Source organism: Candidatus Protofrankia californiensis, assembly GCF_900634765.1.
In the GTDB taxonomy this organism is placed as follows: domain Bacteria; phylum Actinomycetota; class Actinomycetes; order Frankiales; family Frankiaceae; genus Protofrankia; species Protofrankia californiensis.
In genome coordinates this window covers 10,184-11,755 of sequence record NZ_CAAAFT010000273.1, presented here as the reverse complement: position 1 = coordinate 11,755, position 1,572 = coordinate 10,184, and the positions used below count along the sequence as shown (strand labels likewise).

Sequence of the window (1,572 nt, the reverse complement as noted above, 5' to 3'; positions counted from 1 at the left end):
GCGGTCGGGCGCATCCGGTTTCGTGCTGAAGGACGCCGAGCCCGCGGAACTGCTCCGGGCGATCCGGGTGGTCGCGGCGGGGGAGTCACTGCTGTCACCGACAGTGACCCGACGGGTGATCGACGCCTTTGCCCGGCGGCCCGCCGTGCACGCACCCGACCTCAGCGGACTCACCGCACGTGAACGTGAGGTCATGGGACTTGTCGGGCACGGCCTGTCGAACGACGAGATCGCGGGGAGGCTGTTCATCAGCCCGGCCACGGCCCGCACCCACGTGAGCAGGGTGATGGTGAAGCTGGGGGCGCGCGACCGCGCCCAGCTCGCCGTCCTCGCCAACCAGGCCGGCCTGGTCACCCCGTCCTGACGGCAGGCGTATCCGCATCGACCAATATCCGCGGACACGGCCTACGTCGATCTGCGTAGTGCGTTGACGCTACCGGGCGGACGACACGACAGCGCCGGCCGGCGACCCTGGGGCCATGACACCAACCGCTGTCACACCGGCCGGCGTCACACCGGCTGGTGTGCGCAACACCGTGGGCGTTTCGCAACGCCGTATACCCGCAGCGACGGACGGCTCCGCCGTGGAGGTCCTTCATCTGACCAAGCGTTACGGCCGCAGGACCGTCGTGGATGGCCTGCAGATGCGCATCCCGACCGGCGCGATCGCCGGCTTCGTCGGCCCCAACGGCGCCGGCAAGACCACCACCTTGCGGATGCTGCTCGGGCTGGTCCGGCCATCCGCCGGCGAGGGCAGCGTTCTCGGCGAACCGCTCACCAGGCCGCAACGGTACCTTTCCAGAGTCGGTGCCCTGATCGAGAGCCCCGCCCTCTACCCGGGGCTGTCCGGGGAGCACAACCTCGCCGTGCTCGCCGCCCTCGGCGGTCACGATCGTGCCCGGATTCCGGAGGTCATAGCCGAGGTCGGGCTCGCAGGCCGTGGCGGTGATGCCTTTCGGACCTATTCCCTGGGGATGAAGCAGCGGCTGGCGATAGCGGCCGCGCTGCTTGCAGATCCCGACCTGCTCGTCCTTGACGAACCCACCAACGGCCTCGACCCGACCGGCATCCAGCAGATGCGGGAGCTGCTGCGCGGGCTGGCGCAGCGCCCGGGAGGCAGGCAGCCGCGGACCGTCCTGGTCTCCTCACACCTGTTGGCCGAAGTGGAGCAGATCTGCGACTGGATCGTCGTCGTGGAGCGCGGCCGGCTGGCCTACCACGGCCCCATCGAAGGGCTGATGGCCGCCGGCAGCTGCAGCGTGCTCCTGCGCCCGCAGCATCCGGACCATCTCGGCGCCCTGGCTGAGCTGACCACGGGCCGGAACCTGTCCGTGCGGCGTGACGGCGACCGGCTCCGTGTCGACCTGCCGTCGGGTGCCCCGGGCGACCTGGGCGTGGGTTCGAATGCCGATTCGGTCACGGACACGATGCTTGCCGAGCTGAACCGGGACGCGTTCGCGGCGGGCATCACGCTCGTGGAGATCACACCTGTGCGGGTGAGCCTGGAAGAGCGCTACCGGAGCCTTGTCGACCAGGGCCTTGTTGACCAGGGCCTTGTTGACCATGTTTCCG

At 69.8% G+C, this 1,572-nt stretch carries 2 protein-coding genes; both read left to right on the top strand.

The annotated features are described in order from the left end of the window. On the top strand, window positions 1-364 hold a 364-nt coding region (locus DD1DGNOD_RS28105), incomplete at its 5' end, for a LuxR C-terminal-related transcriptional regulator (protein ID WP_206443195.1). A 115-nt stretch (window positions 365-479) separates the two neighbouring features. After that, the coding region (locus tag DD1DGNOD_RS15035) for an ABC transporter ATP-binding protein (protein WP_131770413.1) at window positions 480-1,572 on the top strand (1,093 nt) is incomplete at its 3' end.